General features: G+C 72.6%; 15 protein-coding genes and 1 riboswitch. Of the genes, 12 read left to right on the forward strand and 3 right to left on the reverse strand.

Annotation, left to right across the window (positions count from 1 at the left end; translation table 11 throughout):
- Positions 1-72: 72 nt before the first annotated feature.
- The 6 genes from ABZ477_RS07545 (at position 73) to ABZ477_RS07570 (ending at position 4219) form a co-directional block, all read left to right on the forward strand.
- Positions 73-1539, forward strand: a complete 1467-nt coding sequence (locus ABZ477_RS07545) for an FAD-dependent oxidoreductase (protein WP_360130305.1) — start codon at positions 73-75, stop codon at positions 1537-1539.
- 103 nt (positions 1540-1642) lie between these two features.
- Positions 1643-2032 carry a hypothetical protein gene (locus ABZ477_RS07550; protein ID WP_360130308.1) on the forward strand — a complete coding sequence of 130 codons (390 nt, stop codon included), beginning with the start codon at positions 1643-1645 and terminating at the stop codon, positions 2030-2032.
- 1 nt (position 2033) lies between these two features.
- Positions 2034-2435 (forward strand): phage holin family protein, encoded by a 402-nt coding sequence (locus tag ABZ477_RS07555; protein WP_360130311.1) that lies wholly within the window; start codon positions 2034-2036, stop codon positions 2433-2435.
- Entirely contained in the window at positions 2425-2697 is a 273-nt protein-coding gene (locus ABZ477_RS07560) for a hypothetical protein (RefSeq protein WP_360130314.1), read from the forward strand. The genes ABZ477_RS07555 and ABZ477_RS07560 overlap by 11 nt, the downstream gene beginning before the upstream one ends.
- Positions 2698-2892: 195 nt before the next feature.
- Positions 2893-3690: a uroporphyrinogen-III synthase gene (locus ABZ477_RS07565; protein ID WP_360130317.1), complete on the forward strand. Its 798-nt coding sequence runs from the start codon at positions 2893-2895 to the stop codon at positions 3688-3690.
- A 79-nt stretch (positions 3691-3769) separates the two neighbouring features.
- Entirely contained in the window at positions 3770-4219 is a 450-nt protein-coding gene (locus ABZ477_RS07570) for a hypothetical protein (RefSeq protein ID WP_360130320.1), read from the forward strand.
- 21 nt (positions 4220-4240) lie between these two features.
- Here the strand turns inward: ABZ477_RS07570 and ABZ477_RS07575 are convergent, their stop codons facing one another.
- Positions 4241-5065, reverse strand: a complete 825-nt coding sequence (locus ABZ477_RS07575; protein WP_360130323.1) for an ABC transporter permease — start codon at positions 5063-5065, stop codon at positions 4241-4243.
- Positions 5062-7284: an ATP-binding cassette domain-containing protein gene (locus ABZ477_RS07580; protein WP_360130326.1), complete on the reverse strand. Its 2223-nt coding sequence runs from the start codon at positions 7282-7284 to the stop codon at positions 5062-5064. The genes ABZ477_RS07575 and ABZ477_RS07580 overlap by 4 nt, the downstream gene beginning before the upstream one ends.
- A 139-nt stretch (positions 7285-7423) precedes the next feature.
- On the opposite strand from ABZ477_RS07580, the gene ABZ477_RS07585 reads away from it, so the two are divergent.
- The 4 genes from ABZ477_RS07585 to ABZ477_RS07600 are packed head-to-tail and all read left to right on the forward strand — an operon-like array spanning position 7424 to position 10818.
- Positions 7424-8494, forward strand: a complete 1071-nt coding sequence (locus tag ABZ477_RS07585) for an enoyl-CoA hydratase/isomerase family protein (RefSeq protein WP_360130329.1) — start codon at positions 7424-7426, stop codon at positions 8492-8494.
- 3 nt (positions 8495-8497) lie between these two features.
- A complete protein-coding gene (locus tag ABZ477_RS07590; protein WP_360130332.1) occupies positions 8498-9373 on the forward strand; it encodes an LssY C-terminal domain-containing protein in 876 nt (291 codons plus the stop codon).
- The gene (locus tag ABZ477_RS07595) at positions 9370-9876 is read left to right on the forward strand and encodes a hypothetical protein (RefSeq protein WP_360130335.1); all 507 of its coding nucleotides are present in this window, start codon (positions 9370-9372) and stop codon (positions 9874-9876) included. Before ABZ477_RS07590 ends, ABZ477_RS07595 begins: the two co-directional genes overlap by 4 nt.
- Before the next feature lie 12 nt (positions 9877-9888).
- Positions 9889-10818, forward strand: a complete 930-nt coding sequence (locus ABZ477_RS07600; protein WP_360130338.1) for a DnaJ domain-containing protein — start codon at positions 9889-9891, stop codon at positions 10816-10818.
- Positions 10819-10859: 41 nt separating this feature from the next.
- Here the strand turns inward: ABZ477_RS07600 and ABZ477_RS07605 are convergent, their stop codons facing one another.
- Positions 10860-12386 carry a D-alanyl-D-alanine carboxypeptidase gene (locus tag ABZ477_RS07605; RefSeq protein ID WP_360130341.1) on the reverse strand — a complete coding sequence of 509 codons (1527 nt, stop codon included), beginning with the start codon at positions 12384-12386 and terminating at the stop codon, positions 10860-10862.
- A 37-nt stretch (positions 12387-12423) separates the two neighbouring features.
- A riboswitch (TPP riboswitch) is annotated at positions 12424-12533 on the forward strand.
- Here ABZ477_RS07605 and ABZ477_RS07610 point away from each other — a divergent pair.
- The gene (locus ABZ477_RS07610; protein ID WP_360130344.1) at positions 12525-13154 is read left to right on the forward strand and encodes an ECF transporter S component; all 630 of its coding nucleotides are present in this window, start codon (positions 12525-12527) and stop codon (positions 13152-13154) included. (Overlaps the previous riboswitch by 9 nt.)
- Positions 13155-13164: 10 nt before the next feature.
- Entirely contained in the window at positions 13165-14628 is a 1464-nt protein-coding gene (locus tag ABZ477_RS07615) for an ATP-binding cassette domain-containing protein (protein WP_360130346.1), read from the forward strand.
- The last annotated feature ends 108 nt before the right edge of the window (positions 14629-14736 follow it).

Below are 14736 nucleotides of genomic sequence, written 5' to 3' on the forward strand. Positions count from 1 at the left end.
TCTCGCACCCGCCCGCCGGGCGGGCCAGCGCTCCCAGGTTCGGCCGAGAGGGCGGATGGAAGGATGGACCGCATGGCGGAAGCAGGTTCAGGCGGCGCGCTCGGCGACCTCGCGGCAGCTGCCCACGAGCGGCACATCGTGGTCGTCGGCGGCGGCATCGCCGGCATCGTGACGGCCCTCGAGTGCGCGCGGGTCGGGCTTCGGGTGACGCTCCTCGAGGCGTCCGACCGGCTCGGCGGAGCCGTCCGCGAGATCGACGTCGCAGGCTTCACGTTGGAGGCCGCCGTCGAGGGCTGGTCCACGCGCGGCGGGTCGGTGCGCGCGCTCGCGGTCGATCTGGGCCTCGAGTCGGCCCTGACGCCCGCCGCCGACACGACCACGTGGATCGCCGGCCTGCCCTCGGGTGCCGCGCCGCTGCCGTCGACGACGATCGCCGGCATCCCCCAGAACCCCTGGGACGAGAGCGTCCGCCGCATCATCGGATGGAGCGGTGCCTGGCGCGCGTTCCTCGACCGCGTGCGCCCGCCCCTCACGATCGGCAAGGAGCGCAGCCTCGGCCGGCTCGTGCGCACCCGCATGGGCGACGTCGTCCTCGACCGCCTCGTGGCGCCCGTGAGCGTGGGCCTCTACGGCACCCACCCCGACGACGTCGACGTCGAGGCGGTCGCCCCCGGCTTGAGCACAGCCCTCACTCGGACAGGCTCGCTGAGCGGCGCCGTCGCCGAGCTGATCGTCGACCGGACGTCCGGTCCCGCGCTCGAGACCGTGGAGGGCGGGATGCTGCGCCTCGTCGACGCCGCGGCGTCCCGGCTCGAAGAGCTCGGCGCCGACGTCCGGCTCGGCGCCGAGGTGTCCTCGCTCGAGCGCCTCGACGACGGCCGGTGGCGCGTGGAAGCCGCCTCGGACCCGGATCGCTCCGAGCCGGTCGATCCCGCCGACCATGTCGTCCTCGCGACGCCGGAGGCCGAGGCCCGCCGGCTGCTCGCTCACGTCGCCCCGGACCTGCCCGCGCCCGCCGGCGCCGGCGAGCCGGTGGAGGTCGTGACGCTCGTCGTGCGCGCCCTCGCGCTGGACGGCCGTCCCCGGGGGAGCGCCGTCTACCCCGTCGCGGGGACGGCGCGCGCCGTCGCTCTCATCCACTCGACCGCCCGATGGCCCTCCCTCGAGTCGCGCGTGGGTCCCGGCATCCATATCCTGCGCGTCGTCTTCGGCGCAGCGGGCGCCCCCGCCGCGACGGCCGGGCTCGGCGACGCGGAGGCGGCCAGGCTCGCCCGGGACGAGGCATCCGCCCTTCTCGGTGCGCCCGTCGGCGAGGTCGTCGGTGCCGCGCGCGAGAGGTTCGAGGCGCCGCGACCCGCGTCGGCGCTCGGCCGCGCCGACGCGACGGACACCCTGCGCAGCGCGATCGCCGCGGCCGGCGGACTGTCTGCCGTCGGCGGCTGGCTTGCCGGCTCCGGCCTCGCGCAGATCGTCCCGGATGCCGTCCGCACCGCGGACGCCGTGCGGCACGACGTCCTGTGGGGGCCTTCCGAGGGCTGATCGCACCCATGAGGTGACCGGACTGTCAAGGCCGGATGCCGGAATCGGCATGCAGGGCTAACCTGGGAGCACGCACCACCCGTCGAGCGTGAGGAGACGCCCCGTGAAAGGCAAAGTTGGACTCGTCATCGGGCTGGCCGCCGGCTACGTGCTCGGCTCGCGTGCCGGTCGCGAACGGTACGAGCAGATCAAGGCGCAGGCGCTGAAGGTGTGGAACCTCGATCCCGTCCAGGAACAGGTCGGCAAGGCGAAGGAGTTCGCGAAGTCCAGCGCGATGGCGCTGCCGTCGACGCTGTGGGACAGCGCCGTCAAGGTCACCAAGGCCGCTTCCTCCAAGGGGACGCCGGGCCAGCGGCTCGACTCCGCGATCAAGGTCGGCAAGGATTCGGCCGACGACGTGCGATCGGCTGCGGAGGCTTCCGCGAAGGCCGTGAAGGACGCCGCCGACGAGGCATTCGACGAGGGCTCCGACGCAGGCCGCGGCGGGGCCTGACATGACGAGTCCGCGCGGTTTCCGCGACCGCGCCGACGAGAGTCTGCTCACACTCGTCGGTGAGGTCCCCGAACTCATCCGCAACCTCGTCACGGCGGAGATCGAAGCCGCGAAGGCGTGGGTGCGTCGCACCTCGAAGGACGCAGGGATCGGCTCCGGCTGGATCCTCGGGGCGCTGTTCTTCCTCTTCTGGGCGATCCCGGTGCTGATGGCGTTCATCATCATCGGGCTTTCGGCGTGGATGCCGCTGTGGGCCGCCGCCCTCACGGTGCTCGTGCTGCTGCTCGTCATCGCGGCGGTGATGGGCCTGCTGGGCTACCTGCGCTGGCGCAAGGTCGTCAAGAGCGAGAACCCCGTGCAGTCGATCGTGAAGGATGTGGAGGCCGTCCGCGATGAGCTCTGAAGTCCAGCTGCCCCGCACCGCCGTCCCCCTCGGGATCACCGACCCCGTCGAGCGCGCGCGCATCGAGCTGAAGGCGACCCTTGCCGCGATCGAGGACAAGGCGAACGTCCCGCGTCGCATGTCGCGGGCGAGCGAGCGCGCCAAGCTGCACGCGCGAGCCTTCACGAAGGAGAATCCGGTCGCCGCCGGCGCCCTCGTGCTCGCGGGGGCGGCCGCGGTCGGAACGCTCGTCTGGTCGATCATCCGCGCCTACACGCGCTGATGCCGTGATCACGGGCGCCGTCGCACGGCCCGGCGGACACGGCCGCGGGGCCGGGGTATGCTCAGAGCCAGGCAGTGCAATGGTGCGGATGCTGCCGACGGCGAGAACCGCGGATTCCGGATCGGTTCCACCTCGCGTGTCGGCTGCTCGAGACATGGGGCGGCTGACCGAGTAGTACGCACGAGAGTCGACCCCATGAACGCAGCACATCCCACGCCCGCGAAGCCACTCGCAGGATGGCGCGTCCTCGTGCCGCGTGGGGGACCGTGGGGAGACGGCGTGGCCGCATCCCTGCGCCGCCGCGGGGCGACTCCCGTCATCGCGCCGCTCATCAACTTCGCGCCGACCAACGACCAGGCGACGCTCGAGCAGTCGCTCGCGGATCTGCAGGCCGGCGTCTTCGACTGGCTCACGCTCACGAGTGCCACGACGGTCGACGTGCTCTACGCCTACCGCGCCACGATCCCTGCGCGCACGAGGATCGCGGCCGTCGGCGAGACGACGGCCGCGGCGCTCAACGCCGTCGGGTACCGAGTCGATCTCGTCCCCGAGCGGGACAACTCCGCCGCGGGCCTGGCAGAGCAGCTCATCGCGCTCGAGTCCGAGCCGCGCGACTTCCTGACGCTCCGCAGCGAGATCGCGAAGCCGGTCCTGACGCGGATGCTGACCGAAGCCGGGCACCGCGTGCGCAGCGTCGTCGCCTACCGCACGGTGGGGGTTCCGGTCACCGAGCGGATCGCGGAGGATGTGCGCAGCGGCCGCATCAACGCGATCCTCGTGACCAGCGGCTCGGTCGCCGAGCAGGTGCAGTCGCAGTTCCCCGATGTGCCGGCGTCGACGCTCATCGCGGCGATCGGCCCGCGCACGGCGAAGGACGCGCGTCGCGTAGGCCTCTCGGTCGACGTCATCGCGGACCGCCAGTCCGTCGACGCGCTCATCGACGCCGTCGAGGGCTTCCCGCTCCCGCACGCCGCGGACGAGTTCGCGACCTGACCCTCCCGACAAGGGATCGTTGCCGTCCTGTGAGCAAACCGACCAGGTGCGCTCACTGCGGCGCTGGCAGACTAGTCGCATGGTCACGCTGCTGCTCGACTCGACCCGCCTCGAGGTGGTTCTGTCCGGCACCGAGCGGCTCCTCTCATTCCGCAAGGGGAATGTCACGATCGAGCGCGAGACGATCTCGAAGGTCCAGCTGACCGACGATGCGTGGACGTGGCTGCGCGGCATCCCGAGCCCCGGCACCTACATCAAGGGCGTCACGGCGATGGGCACGTGGAAGTCGACGGGCGGCGAGGATTTCGCCGTCATCCGCCGCCACCGCGCGGGGGTCGTCATCGATCTCGAGGAGCACCCCGAGTTCGAGCGGATCGTGCTGACGACCCGCCACGGCCTCGCGCTCGTGCAGGCGCTCCGGCTCGATGTGGCGGAGGAAGCCGCCGACGTCGCCGAGATCGCGGCGGAGGCGTCGCGAGCCCGCGCCCCGCGTCGCCAGAAGCCCGTCGCGGCTCCGGCCGCCGGCTGAGCCTCCGCGCTCCGGGAACGCTCAGCTGACGTCGCGACGCCAGCTGAAGAGGTAGCCGAGGACGATGAAGACCGCCGCGTACCCGAGCAGAACGAGTCCGCCCGCCCACCACTCGAGCGGATCGGACGCCGTCGCCCCCTGCGGCACGCCCGCGGTGAAGACGCTCGCGCCGACGAGCGCGTCGCTCGCGGCCCCGGGGAGGTACTTCGTGAACTCCGTGAGCCAGTCCACGAAGCTCGCCGCCGCACGGGCGACGGGCTCGAGGAACTGCGTGAAGACGAGGACCCCGACGATCGCGCCTACCTGATTGCGCACGAGGGCGCCGACGCCGACGCCGACGAGCACCCACAGCACGTAGGCGATGAGCATCCGCCCGAACAGCGCCCAGGTCTCGACGGTGTCGAACTCGGTGCTCAGCCCGTAGCCCGCCAGGAACGCGGCGGACGGAGCGACGGATGCGATGACACCGACCAGTCCGTACAGGAGCCCGAGCAGGACCGCGACCGCGAGCTTGGCCCACAGGACGTTCCCGCGGCGGGGCGTCGCGAGGAAGGTCGGGGTCAGAGTGCTGTGGCGGAACTCGGCCGTGACCATCAGCGTGCCGATGAGGAGCGGGAAGACGTAGCCCACCGAGGTGGCGGTGCTGTAGAGCGTCTCGGCAAGCCCTTCCGAGGGCAGCTGGGGAGCCTCGCTCCCCAGGGCACCGGTCGACGCCGCCGAGAAGACGAAGCCGAGCACAGCGGCCGTGAAGCCGATGTAGACGAACAGGACGATCGCGAGCACCCACCACGCGGACGTGGAGAACTGCTTGGTCGTCTCCGACCGGGTCGTGGCGGCGAGGGTCATCGCTGCTCACCGCCTTCCGTCGCGTCGTCGGCGTCTCGGAACTCCTCGGGCTGCGGGGAGTCCAGCACGGCGTCGAACGCCTGCACCTCGGGAGCGTCCTCGGCCCCATCCTCGGACGTCCCCTCGTCCTCCGGGCGCTCGGAGTGCTCGTCCTCGGCGACGGGTTCCGGATGCTGTCCCCCCTCGTCCTCGTCAGCCTGCTGCTCCTCCGCCTCGTCGTCGGCCGGGAGCGGCTCGGGCTGCGCCTGCCAGTCCGGCGAGTGACCGCCGAGCTCCTCGGGCGCCGGCGTCTCGAGCTCCGTCCCGAGGGGCTCGCGCTCGTCCGGGATGCTGTCCGCCGCGGACTGCTCGGCATCCTCGGCGTCGAACGCCGCGAAGAACCGGTCCGCCTCGAGGTCGGCATCCGTCTTGACGTAGTGCTCCCACGGGCGCTCGTCCTCGACGCCCGGCGGCTGGTCGGCTTCGCCTTCGGGCTGGTCGACGGGCGCACCGCCGTGCTCGAGTCCGGAAGGCTCGCCGGTCGACGTCTCGCTGTCGGCGGACTCCACTCCGGCGGCGGACTCTTCGGGAGTCGATTCGGAATCGGCGTCGATGACCGGGCTCGCCCCGGTCCATGTCGCGGGAGCCTTCCACTCGCGCGGCTCGGCCCACCCGACGGGGGGCTTCCACTCGCGCTCCTGTGGCTGGGGCGTCTCCTCGGGGCGGTCCTCGGCCGCCCACTCCGAGGACGGCTCCGGCTCGGCAGGCGTCTCGCCGCCGCCGGTCACGTCCTGGGCCGCTTCTTCGGCCGCAGGCTCGTCCTGGTCGGCGGGCTCGTCGGCCGCAGGTTCGGTTCCGGCGCGCTCATCGCCGTCGGCGTCCGCATCGGCCGGGTCGTCGTAGCCGTCGCCGAGGTCGTCTTCGCTGCCGTCGTCCGCCTCGTCGGAGCCGTCCGGCCGCGGCTCGGGCTGGGGGACGATGTCGATGATGCCCGTGCTCGCGACGGCGAAGGCGGCCGCCTGCAGGGGAGATCCGGGAACGGCGACCGCCGGGGTCAGCTGCTCCGCGTCCTCGTCGTCCTCATCCGGCTCGGCTTCCCATTCGGACTCGGCCTGGTCCTCGGGCTCGTTCGCCTCCTCCTCGGCACGCGCGCCCGCAAGCGCTGCGACGCCCGCGACACCGGCGGCCCCCGCCGCGACGGGAGCGGCATCCGGAGCGTCAGTTTCGGCCGAGGTCTCAGCCGCCGAGGGAGCGGCATCCGGAGCCTCGGGCTCGGCGGCGACCGCGCCGACCGCGGGAGGAGCAGCATCTGCCGGCGCCGCCTGATCCGCGGCGCTCGCGTGGACCCGCGTGCCGTTGACGAGGTCGAGGAAGATCTCCTCGAGCGCGGGACCCCGGCGCTGCAGCGCCGTGAGGGGGATGCCGGCTCCGGCGGCGATGACCCCGACCTGTGCGGGGTCGAGCCCGCGCACCGTGAGCCCCGAGCGGAGGATGTCGAAGTCGACCCCCGCGGCGCGCAGGGCAGCGGACAGCGCCGCGCGGTCGCCCGAGTCGACGACCGTCGCGTACTCGCCCGGATCGGCGAGGTCGCCCAGGGCGCCCTGGAAGACGAGGCGTCCCGCGGAGATGATGAGGAGCGAGTCGACGGTCTGCTGCACTTCGGCGAGCAGGTGCGACGAGACGAACACGGTGCGGCCCTGCCGGGCGAGGTCTCGCAGAAGCCCCCGCATCCACTTGATGCCCTCGGGGTCGAGGCCGTTCGCGGGCTCATCGAGCACGAGGACGCCGGGGTCTCCGATGAGCGCGTAGGCGAGCCCGAGGCGCTGACGCATGCCGAGCGAGTAGCCGCCGACCTTGCGTCCCGCGACGTCTCCGAGGCCCACGAGGCCCAGAGCCTCGTCGACGCGTCCGGACGGGAGTCCCGCCGCCTGCGCGTAGATCTTGAGGTGGTTCGCGGCGGAGCGTCCGGGGTGGAAGCTGGATGCCTCGAGGACGGCGCCCACGGTGCGCAGCGGGTGCGGGAGCTTGGCGTAGGGGAGGCCGCCGATCGTCGCGGTGCCCTCGGTCGCACGCACGAGCCCGAGGAGCACGCGCAGCGTCGTCGTCTTGCCCGCCCCGTTGGGCCCGAGGAATCCGGTGACGCGTCCTGGCTCGACCCGCGCCGTGAAGTCGTCCACGGCGGTGACGGCGCCGAAGCGCTTGGTGACCGCGGAGAACTCCAGCACCTGTCCTTCGGGCATGCCGAACCCTCTCGTCGTCAACACGTACGTTCCCCCTATCTTTGCGGAAAAGCGCGCTCTGACGCGGGAACGTCGGACCCCATCCGGCCGCGTCGTTGCGGCCGGCACGCACGATCACCCGGAACGGTAACGTGGCACCGTGAGCGTACCGGCGGACGGGCCCGAGCAGAAGGTGCTCGCGCACGCGAGCGGATCGCTGGGCCGGGTGACGCTCAACCGGCCGCGCGCCATCAACGCGCTGGACCTCGACATGATCCGCGCCGTCATGGCCGCGCTCGAAGACTGGGAGCACGACACCGACGTCGATGCGGTCCTCCTCGACGGCGCGGGCGAGCGCGGACTGTGCGCGGGCGGCGATGTCCGCGGGCTCTACGACCGCACGGTGGGCGGTCTCGCCGAGGAGTCGGCGCTCTTCTTCCGCGAGGAGTATGCGCTCAACGCCCGCATCGCGGAGTACCCCAAGCCGTTCGTCGCCTTCGCGGACGGCATCACGATGGGCGGGGGCATCGGGCTCGCGGGCCACGCGCCGATCCGCATCGTGACCGAGCGCTCGCAGCTCGCGATGCCCGAGACGCGGATCGGCTTCACGCCCGACGTCGGCGGCACCTGGCTGCTGTCGCGCGCGCCGGGCCGGCTCGGGGAGTACCTCGGCCTCACGGGCGCCGTCATGAACGCGTCCGACGCGATCCACGCCGGATTCGCGGATCACTACGTGCCGAGCGCCAACCTCGAGGGCCTGCGCGACGCACTCGAGACGCGCGCCGACCCGAGCACGCCCACCGAGCTCGTCCTCCTCTTCGACGAGACGCCTCCCCCGTCCCGCTTCATCGCGGCCCGCGAGTGGATCGACGACGCCTTCTCGGCCGACACCGTCGCCGGGATCATCGAGCGGCTGCGCGCACGGCCCGAGCCCGAGGCGTCCGCGACGGCGGACCTGCTGGAAGAGCTCTCGCCGACGGGACTCGTCGTGACGCTCGAGGCGATCCGGCGCGTGCGCGACCTGCCGGACCTCCGGGCCGCGCTCGCGCAGGAGTACGGGCTCGTCATGTGGTTCGCGACGACGCAGCCCGACCTCGCGGAGGGCATCCGCGCCCAGGTCGTCGACAAGGACCGCTCGCCGCGGTGGCAGCCCGCGACCCTCGCCGAGCTGGCGCCGGATGCCGCGGCATCCGCCCTCGCCTTCGCCCCCGTGACACCGCTCTGGGGGTGACCGATGGCGCGGGCGGCGGACGACGGCGACGGGACGCCCGCCCACGCCCGGCGGCGGGGCTGGTCGTTCGGCGTCGCGCTGGACTGGTTCTTCTTCGTCTTCGCGGGCTTCGCGGCGCTGTGGCTCGCGTACCTGAGCCTCACCGAGACGTTCAGCCTCGGCTGGTGGGGGCCGCTCTTCGCGATCGCGTTCTGGGTGCTCCTGGCCTACCTCGTCCTGCCGCGCCTGCACCGGATACTCACGACGATCTACGTCCCGGATTACTTCATCGGGCGCACGCGCACGAGCGACGGGCTGCTCGGCGACCCGGTCAATCTCGCGTTCATGGGGACGGGTGAGCAGATCGAGTCGGCCATGCGCGAAGCGGGCTGGACGCGGGCGGATGCTGTCACCGTCGCCTCGTCCTGGCGAATCGTGAGCTCGACCCTGCTGCGCCGCAGCTACGACGAGGCACCGGTGAGCCCGCTGTTCCTGTTCGGCCGCCAGCAGGACTTCGCCTACCAGCAGGACGTGGACGACAGTCCGGCGCAGCGGCACCACGTGCGGTTCTGGCAGTGCCCGGACGACTGGCTGCTGCCGGGCGGACGGCGCGTCGACTGGCTCGCAGCGGGCACGTTCGACCGCAGGGTGGGGCTGTCGCTGTTCACCCTGCAGATCACGCACAAGATCGATGCCGACACCGACGTCGAGCGGGATCACATCGTCGCGACCCTGACCGGCGCCGACCCGCGCGTCCGGGTCGATGTGATCGCCGATTTCGCGACGGGCTATCACGCGCGCAACGGCGGGGGCGACTCGATCTCGACGGACGGCGATCTGCCGATCGTGGACGTGCGCGCCGTCGGCTTCCCGGTCTCGCGGCAGGAGGCCTCGAGATGAGCGCGCCGGCGAAGCGGCCCGCGTACGAGCCCGCGCGCGAGCTGCTGCGGCGCCCCGGCTACCGGCCCGACATGAAGCGGCCGCCGACGACCGTCGCCGGCGCCGTGCTCGTCCTGCTGCGGGTCGTCGTGGGCATCCTGTGGCTCGGCGAGCTCGCCCTCAACTGGAACTTCGTCGCGACCGAGGTCGCCGTCGACATCGACGGCCTGACGTCGAGCGATGCCGGCGTCGGGCTGTGGATCATCGTCTCCATCGCGTCGGTCGTGCTCGTCCTGGACATCGTGCTGGCGGTCCTCGTCCTCCGCGGACTCAATTGGCCCCGCGTCGTCGTGATGCTCTTCGCCGTCATCTCGATCACGTCGGCGTTCACCGCGTGGTGGCTCGACGACCTCGACATCACCCTCAAGACGAGCCTTCTCACGACGGCGCTCGATACGCTGATCCTCCTCGCGCTGTCCAGTCGCAGCGCGGCCGCGTATGCCCGGCGCAACGAGCGCCGCTGAGAGGTTCCCCGCATGTTCGACTCGCCGCTGTCCGCCTCGGCGTATCAGGTGCTCGGCGTCGAGCCGACCGTCGACGAGGAGGCGCTGCGCAAGGCGTATCGCCTGCGGCTTCGCCAGACGCACCCCGACACGGGCGGTGAGGCATCCGTCTTCATCCAGGTGCAGCGCGCGTGGGAGCTCGTCGGAACGACCGAGGCGCGGGCCGCCTACGACCGCGGCCACGGATTCGGCGCGCACGCGGCGCCCGCGTTCAGTCCGGATGCCCCGGCCTGGCGTCCTCCGGCGCGTCCGGCCGACACGCGGCCGCGCGCGCGGTCGTACGGCCAGCCGGGCGGCTGGCGCCGCGAGCGGTACCTGTCGCTCATGCGCGAGTGGGTGGGGCGCGGCGTCGAGCTCGAGGACCCGTACGACCCGGCGCTCGTGCGCCGCGCGCCGCACCTCGTGCGGCGGCTGCTCGCGGACGCCCTCGCGGAGGAGGCGACCGCGCGCGTCGTGGCCGACCTCGGAATGGGCTACACGGTCTGGCACGACGTCGCGGCGGGGCGCGCGGCGGACGAGAAGGTCGACCACCTCGTGCTCGGGCCGAGCGGGCTGTACGGCGTCCTGTCGGAGGACTTCGGCGGGCCCGTCCGCGTGCGCCGCGGCGAGCTCTACGGCGAGGGCGTCGAGGGGTCGCCCATCGCGACGCTTCTCTCGCGCCTGCGCTCGGTCGGCCGGAGCGCGCGCGTCAAGTTCGGCGGCGCGATCGTCGTGCTCCCGGACGACGACCTCGAGCAGCCGATCGAGGAGATCGGCCGTGTGCGGGGCGTGCCGGTCGCGGTCGTGTCGCGCAGCGCCCTGTCGACGATGCTGCGCCGCGGACTCACGGGCGCGCGCGAAGTGGGCGGAAACGAGGTGTTCGACGTCCGCACGCGCCTGCAGCACGCCGTCCGCCACGTCTGACGTCCCCACGGCCCCCGAGCTTGTCGAGGGGCCGGGACGCGTCAGCCCGCGAGGCCGAAGAGCTCGAGGGGGTGGGTGAGGCGCCACCACGCGGACGGCGGCTCGATGTCGGAGGCGAGCGAGACGTCGACCGTCTGCGCGTTCAGTGGGCCGGTGACGCTGAGCGTCCCCACGGTATCGCCCGCGTCGCGGTCGTCGCCGAGCGACAGGTCGGTCGCGACCTCGCCGGCCAGGCCGTTCCAGAGCACGACGGAGGCGTCGGCATCCGTCCTCACCTCGGCGTGCTCGCCCCACGCGGTATCGACGACGCCCACCGTCGTCCCGGCGGGCACCGAGGGCTCCGTCTGGAGGTCCTGCTCGAGCTGTGCGAAGAGCTGCCTCGTCGCCTCGACGCGCGTCGGGTCGTCGGGCTGGCCGAGAACCGCGGCGTACAGCCGGACGGGCGTCTCGCCCACCGTGATGTCCTTCGCCGCGAGGAGGTTGAAATCGTCGAGCGAGCCCGTCTTGACGCCGATGACCCCGGCATCCGCCAGGAGGCCGTTGGTGTTCGTGACGTGACCGGCGCCCGGGAGGTCGACTTCCTTCTTCGCGACGATCTCCGCGATGACCGGGTTGGCGAGGGCCTTCTTCGCGAGCGGGATGAGGGATGCCGCGCTCGCCGTGTTGCCCGCGTCGAAGCCCGTCGGCTCCACGATCGTGATCCCGGGGACGCCGTGCGCCTGGAGCCACTCGTTGGCGGCGCTGGCATAGACGGCGTCGCTCGGCCAGAGGTCCCTCGCGAGGCGGTCGGCGTAGTTGTTGGCCGACCCGATGAGCATGCCCTCGAGGAGCTGATACTCCGTCAGCGTCCCGCCCACGGGGACGTCGAGCGCCGACTCGCCGCGCCAGCGGTAACCCCAGTACGACGAGCTGTCGCTCCACGAGAAGTGGTAGTCGGGTCCCTGCTCGCCGACGGCGAGGGGCTGCTCTTCGAGCACGAGGAGCGCTGTCACGACCTTCGTGATGCTCGCGATGGGAGCAGCATCCTGCGTCGAGGCCATCGTGCCGTCGAAGCCTGCGACCGCGACGGCGCCCGATCCCTGCCCGGGCCACGCGACGGCCGCGGCGGGCGCGGGCGCGGAGTCGACCTGCATCGCCTCGATCTCGGGAGCGACGGCGTGCAGCGGCCACAGGAGCGTCGTCCCGGAGTAGCCGCCGATGAGCGCCGCGATGATCGCGATCGGCACGAGGACGCCGGCGCGGAAGGGCGAGCGCCGTGGAGCCTTCGCCAGGAGGTCGACGTCGACGCCGACGTACGGCGTCGCGGCGGCGGTGAGATCGCGCGGCGCCAGGGCGGTCTGGGCGACCGTCTCCTCGTCGATCCAGGTGAGCGCGACGCGCGGATCCTTGACGGGCCGGCGCGGCTCCTTGCCGGGCTTGCCGGGCTTGCCCTGATCGGGGCCGGGATCACCGACCAGCGGTGCCGTCTCCGCCGCCGTCAAGGGGTCCTCGGTTTCCTCGACCGCGACGGCACCCGTCTCGGCGCGCAGCGAACGGCGCGTCGGAGGCTGGGTGCCGGCGAGAGTCACTCGCTAAAGGTACCTCGCCGCGCCGCGGTATACTCATCGCCACAACCACGGGAGTCCGGTGTGCCGGGCTGAGAGGAAGCGACCGACGCTTCGACCGTCGAACCTGATCTGGATCATGCCAGCGCAGGGAGGAGAAACATGAACGCATCCACGTCCGCCCCGACGACTGCTTCGACCCGAACCCGGAGCCTTCGCTGGAGGGTAGTCGACATCGTCGTCGCCAGTGTCATCGGCGTCGCGTCGGGCCTGATCTTCCTCTTCTGGAACATCGGATACCTCGGGCCCAAGGCGCTTCTCGAGCCGCTGCTGCCCGGCCTTCAGGGCCTGCTCGACGGCCCGTGGCTCTTCGCAGGCGTGCTGGGCGCGCTCATCATCCGCAAGCCGGGTGCCGCGATCTACGTCGAGACCCTCGCCGCCGTCGTGTCGGCCCTCGTCGGCAACCAGTGGGGCGGGTTCCTCACGATCGAGGCGGGGCTCGTGCAGGGCCTCGGCGCCGAGCTCGTGTTCCTGATCTTCGCCTACCGCGTGTGGACGCTTCCCGTCGCGGCCCTCGCGGGCGCCGGTGCGGCGCTGGCCGGCGGCATCAACAACCTCGTCCTCTGGTACCCGGGCTCGAGCTTCTGGTTCGTCGTGACGTACCTCATCAGCACCGTCGTCTCGGGCGCCCTCATCGCCGGCGTCCTCCCGTGGGCCCTCACGCGCGGGCTCGCCGCGACCGGCGCGCTCGACCGCTTCGCCTCGGGTCGCGAAGCGCGCCAGCGCGTCTGACGTGACGTCGATGACAGCATCCCCGGCCGCCGTCGAGGCGCGCGGCTGGGGATGGCGGCATGCCAGCCGCCTGGCGTGGGCGCTGCGGGACGTCTCGTTCCGCATCGACCCGGGCGAGCGCGTGCTGCTGCTGGGCGCCTCCGGGTCCGGCAAGTCGACGCTCCTGCACGGGCTCGCCGGCGTCCTCGGCGGCGACGACGAGGGCGAGGCCGTCGGCGAGCTGCTCGTCGGAGGGCGGCATGCCGCCGCGACGCGGGGCACGGCCGGCCTCGTCCTGCAGGATCCCGACGCGCAGGTCGTGCTCGCGCGCGTCGGCGACGATGTCGCGTTCGGCTGCGAGAACCTCGGCGTCCCGCGCGAGGAGATCTGGCCTCGCGTGCGCGACGCGCTCGACGACGTCGGCCTCGACGTCCCGCTGGACCGCCCGACGAAGGCGCTCTCCGGCGGGCAGAAGCAGCGTCTCGCGCTCGCCGGCGCCCTGGCCATGCGACCCGGGCTCCTGCTCCTGGACGAGCCGACCGCCAACCTCGACCCGGCCGGCGTCGCCGAGGTGCGCGAAGCCGTCGACCGGCTGCTGGAGCGGCATCCCGCGACCCTCGTGGTGGTGGAGCACCGTGTGGACGTGTGGCTTCCCGTCGTCTCGCGCGTCATCGTGCTCGGCGCCGGCGGAGTCGTCGCGGACGGCGCACCCTCGGACGTCCTGGGACGGGAGGGCGCGCGGCTCGCCGCTCAGGGCGTGTGGGTTCCCGGCATCCCGCCCGCCGTGCCCGGACCGCCGCTCGGCGCACCGGGTGAGGCGCTGCTCTCGGCGGCGGACCTTTCCGTCGCACGAGTGGAGAAGCATCCCGTCGCCACCGGCATCGACCTCACGGTGCGCGCCGGTGAGGTGCTCGCCGTGACGGGTCCCAACGGCGCAGGCAAGTCCACTCTGGGCCTCACGCTCGCGGGATTGCTCGAGCCGGCCGCCGGCGACCTGGCCGCGACGCCCGCGCTCGCCGACGGCGCGGGGCCGTCGCCCATCCGCTGGAAGTCGAAGCAGCTCCTGACGCGCATCGGCACGGTCTTCCAGGACCCTGAGCACCAGCTCCTGTCCCGGACCGTCCGCGAAGAGCTCGAAGTGGGTCCGCGAGCGCTCGGGCTCGACGAGGGGCGGACGTCCGCGCGCGTCGACGAGCTCCTCGTCCGGCTCCGGCTGGACGCGCTCGCGGCGGCGAACCCCTTCACACTGTCGGGCGGCGAGAAGCGGCGGCTCACGGTCGCTGCGGCGCTCGCGACGGGTCCGCGCGTGCTCGTCCTGGACGAGCCCACGTTCGGGCAGGACGCCCGGACGTGGGCTGAGCTCGTCGCACTGCTCGCGCGGCTGCGCGACGGCCTGGACGGCGACGAGCGCTCCGCGATCGTCGCCATCACGCACGACCTCGATGTGGTCCGCGCCCTGCACGCGCGGGAGCACGCGCTGGAGGTGGCGTCGTGAGCGCGTCCGGCTGTCGCGAAACGAGGAGATATCCCGAATCGAGGACGTTCTCCCTCGATTCCGTCCTCGTTTCGAGAGATCTCCTCGTTTCGGACGTGGCCTGGGAGG

Origin of the sequence: Microbacterium sp. NPDC019599 (genome assembly GCF_040632175.1) — a bacterium.
Taxonomy (GTDB): Bacteria; Actinomycetota; Actinomycetes; order Actinomycetales; family Microbacteriaceae; genus Microbacterium.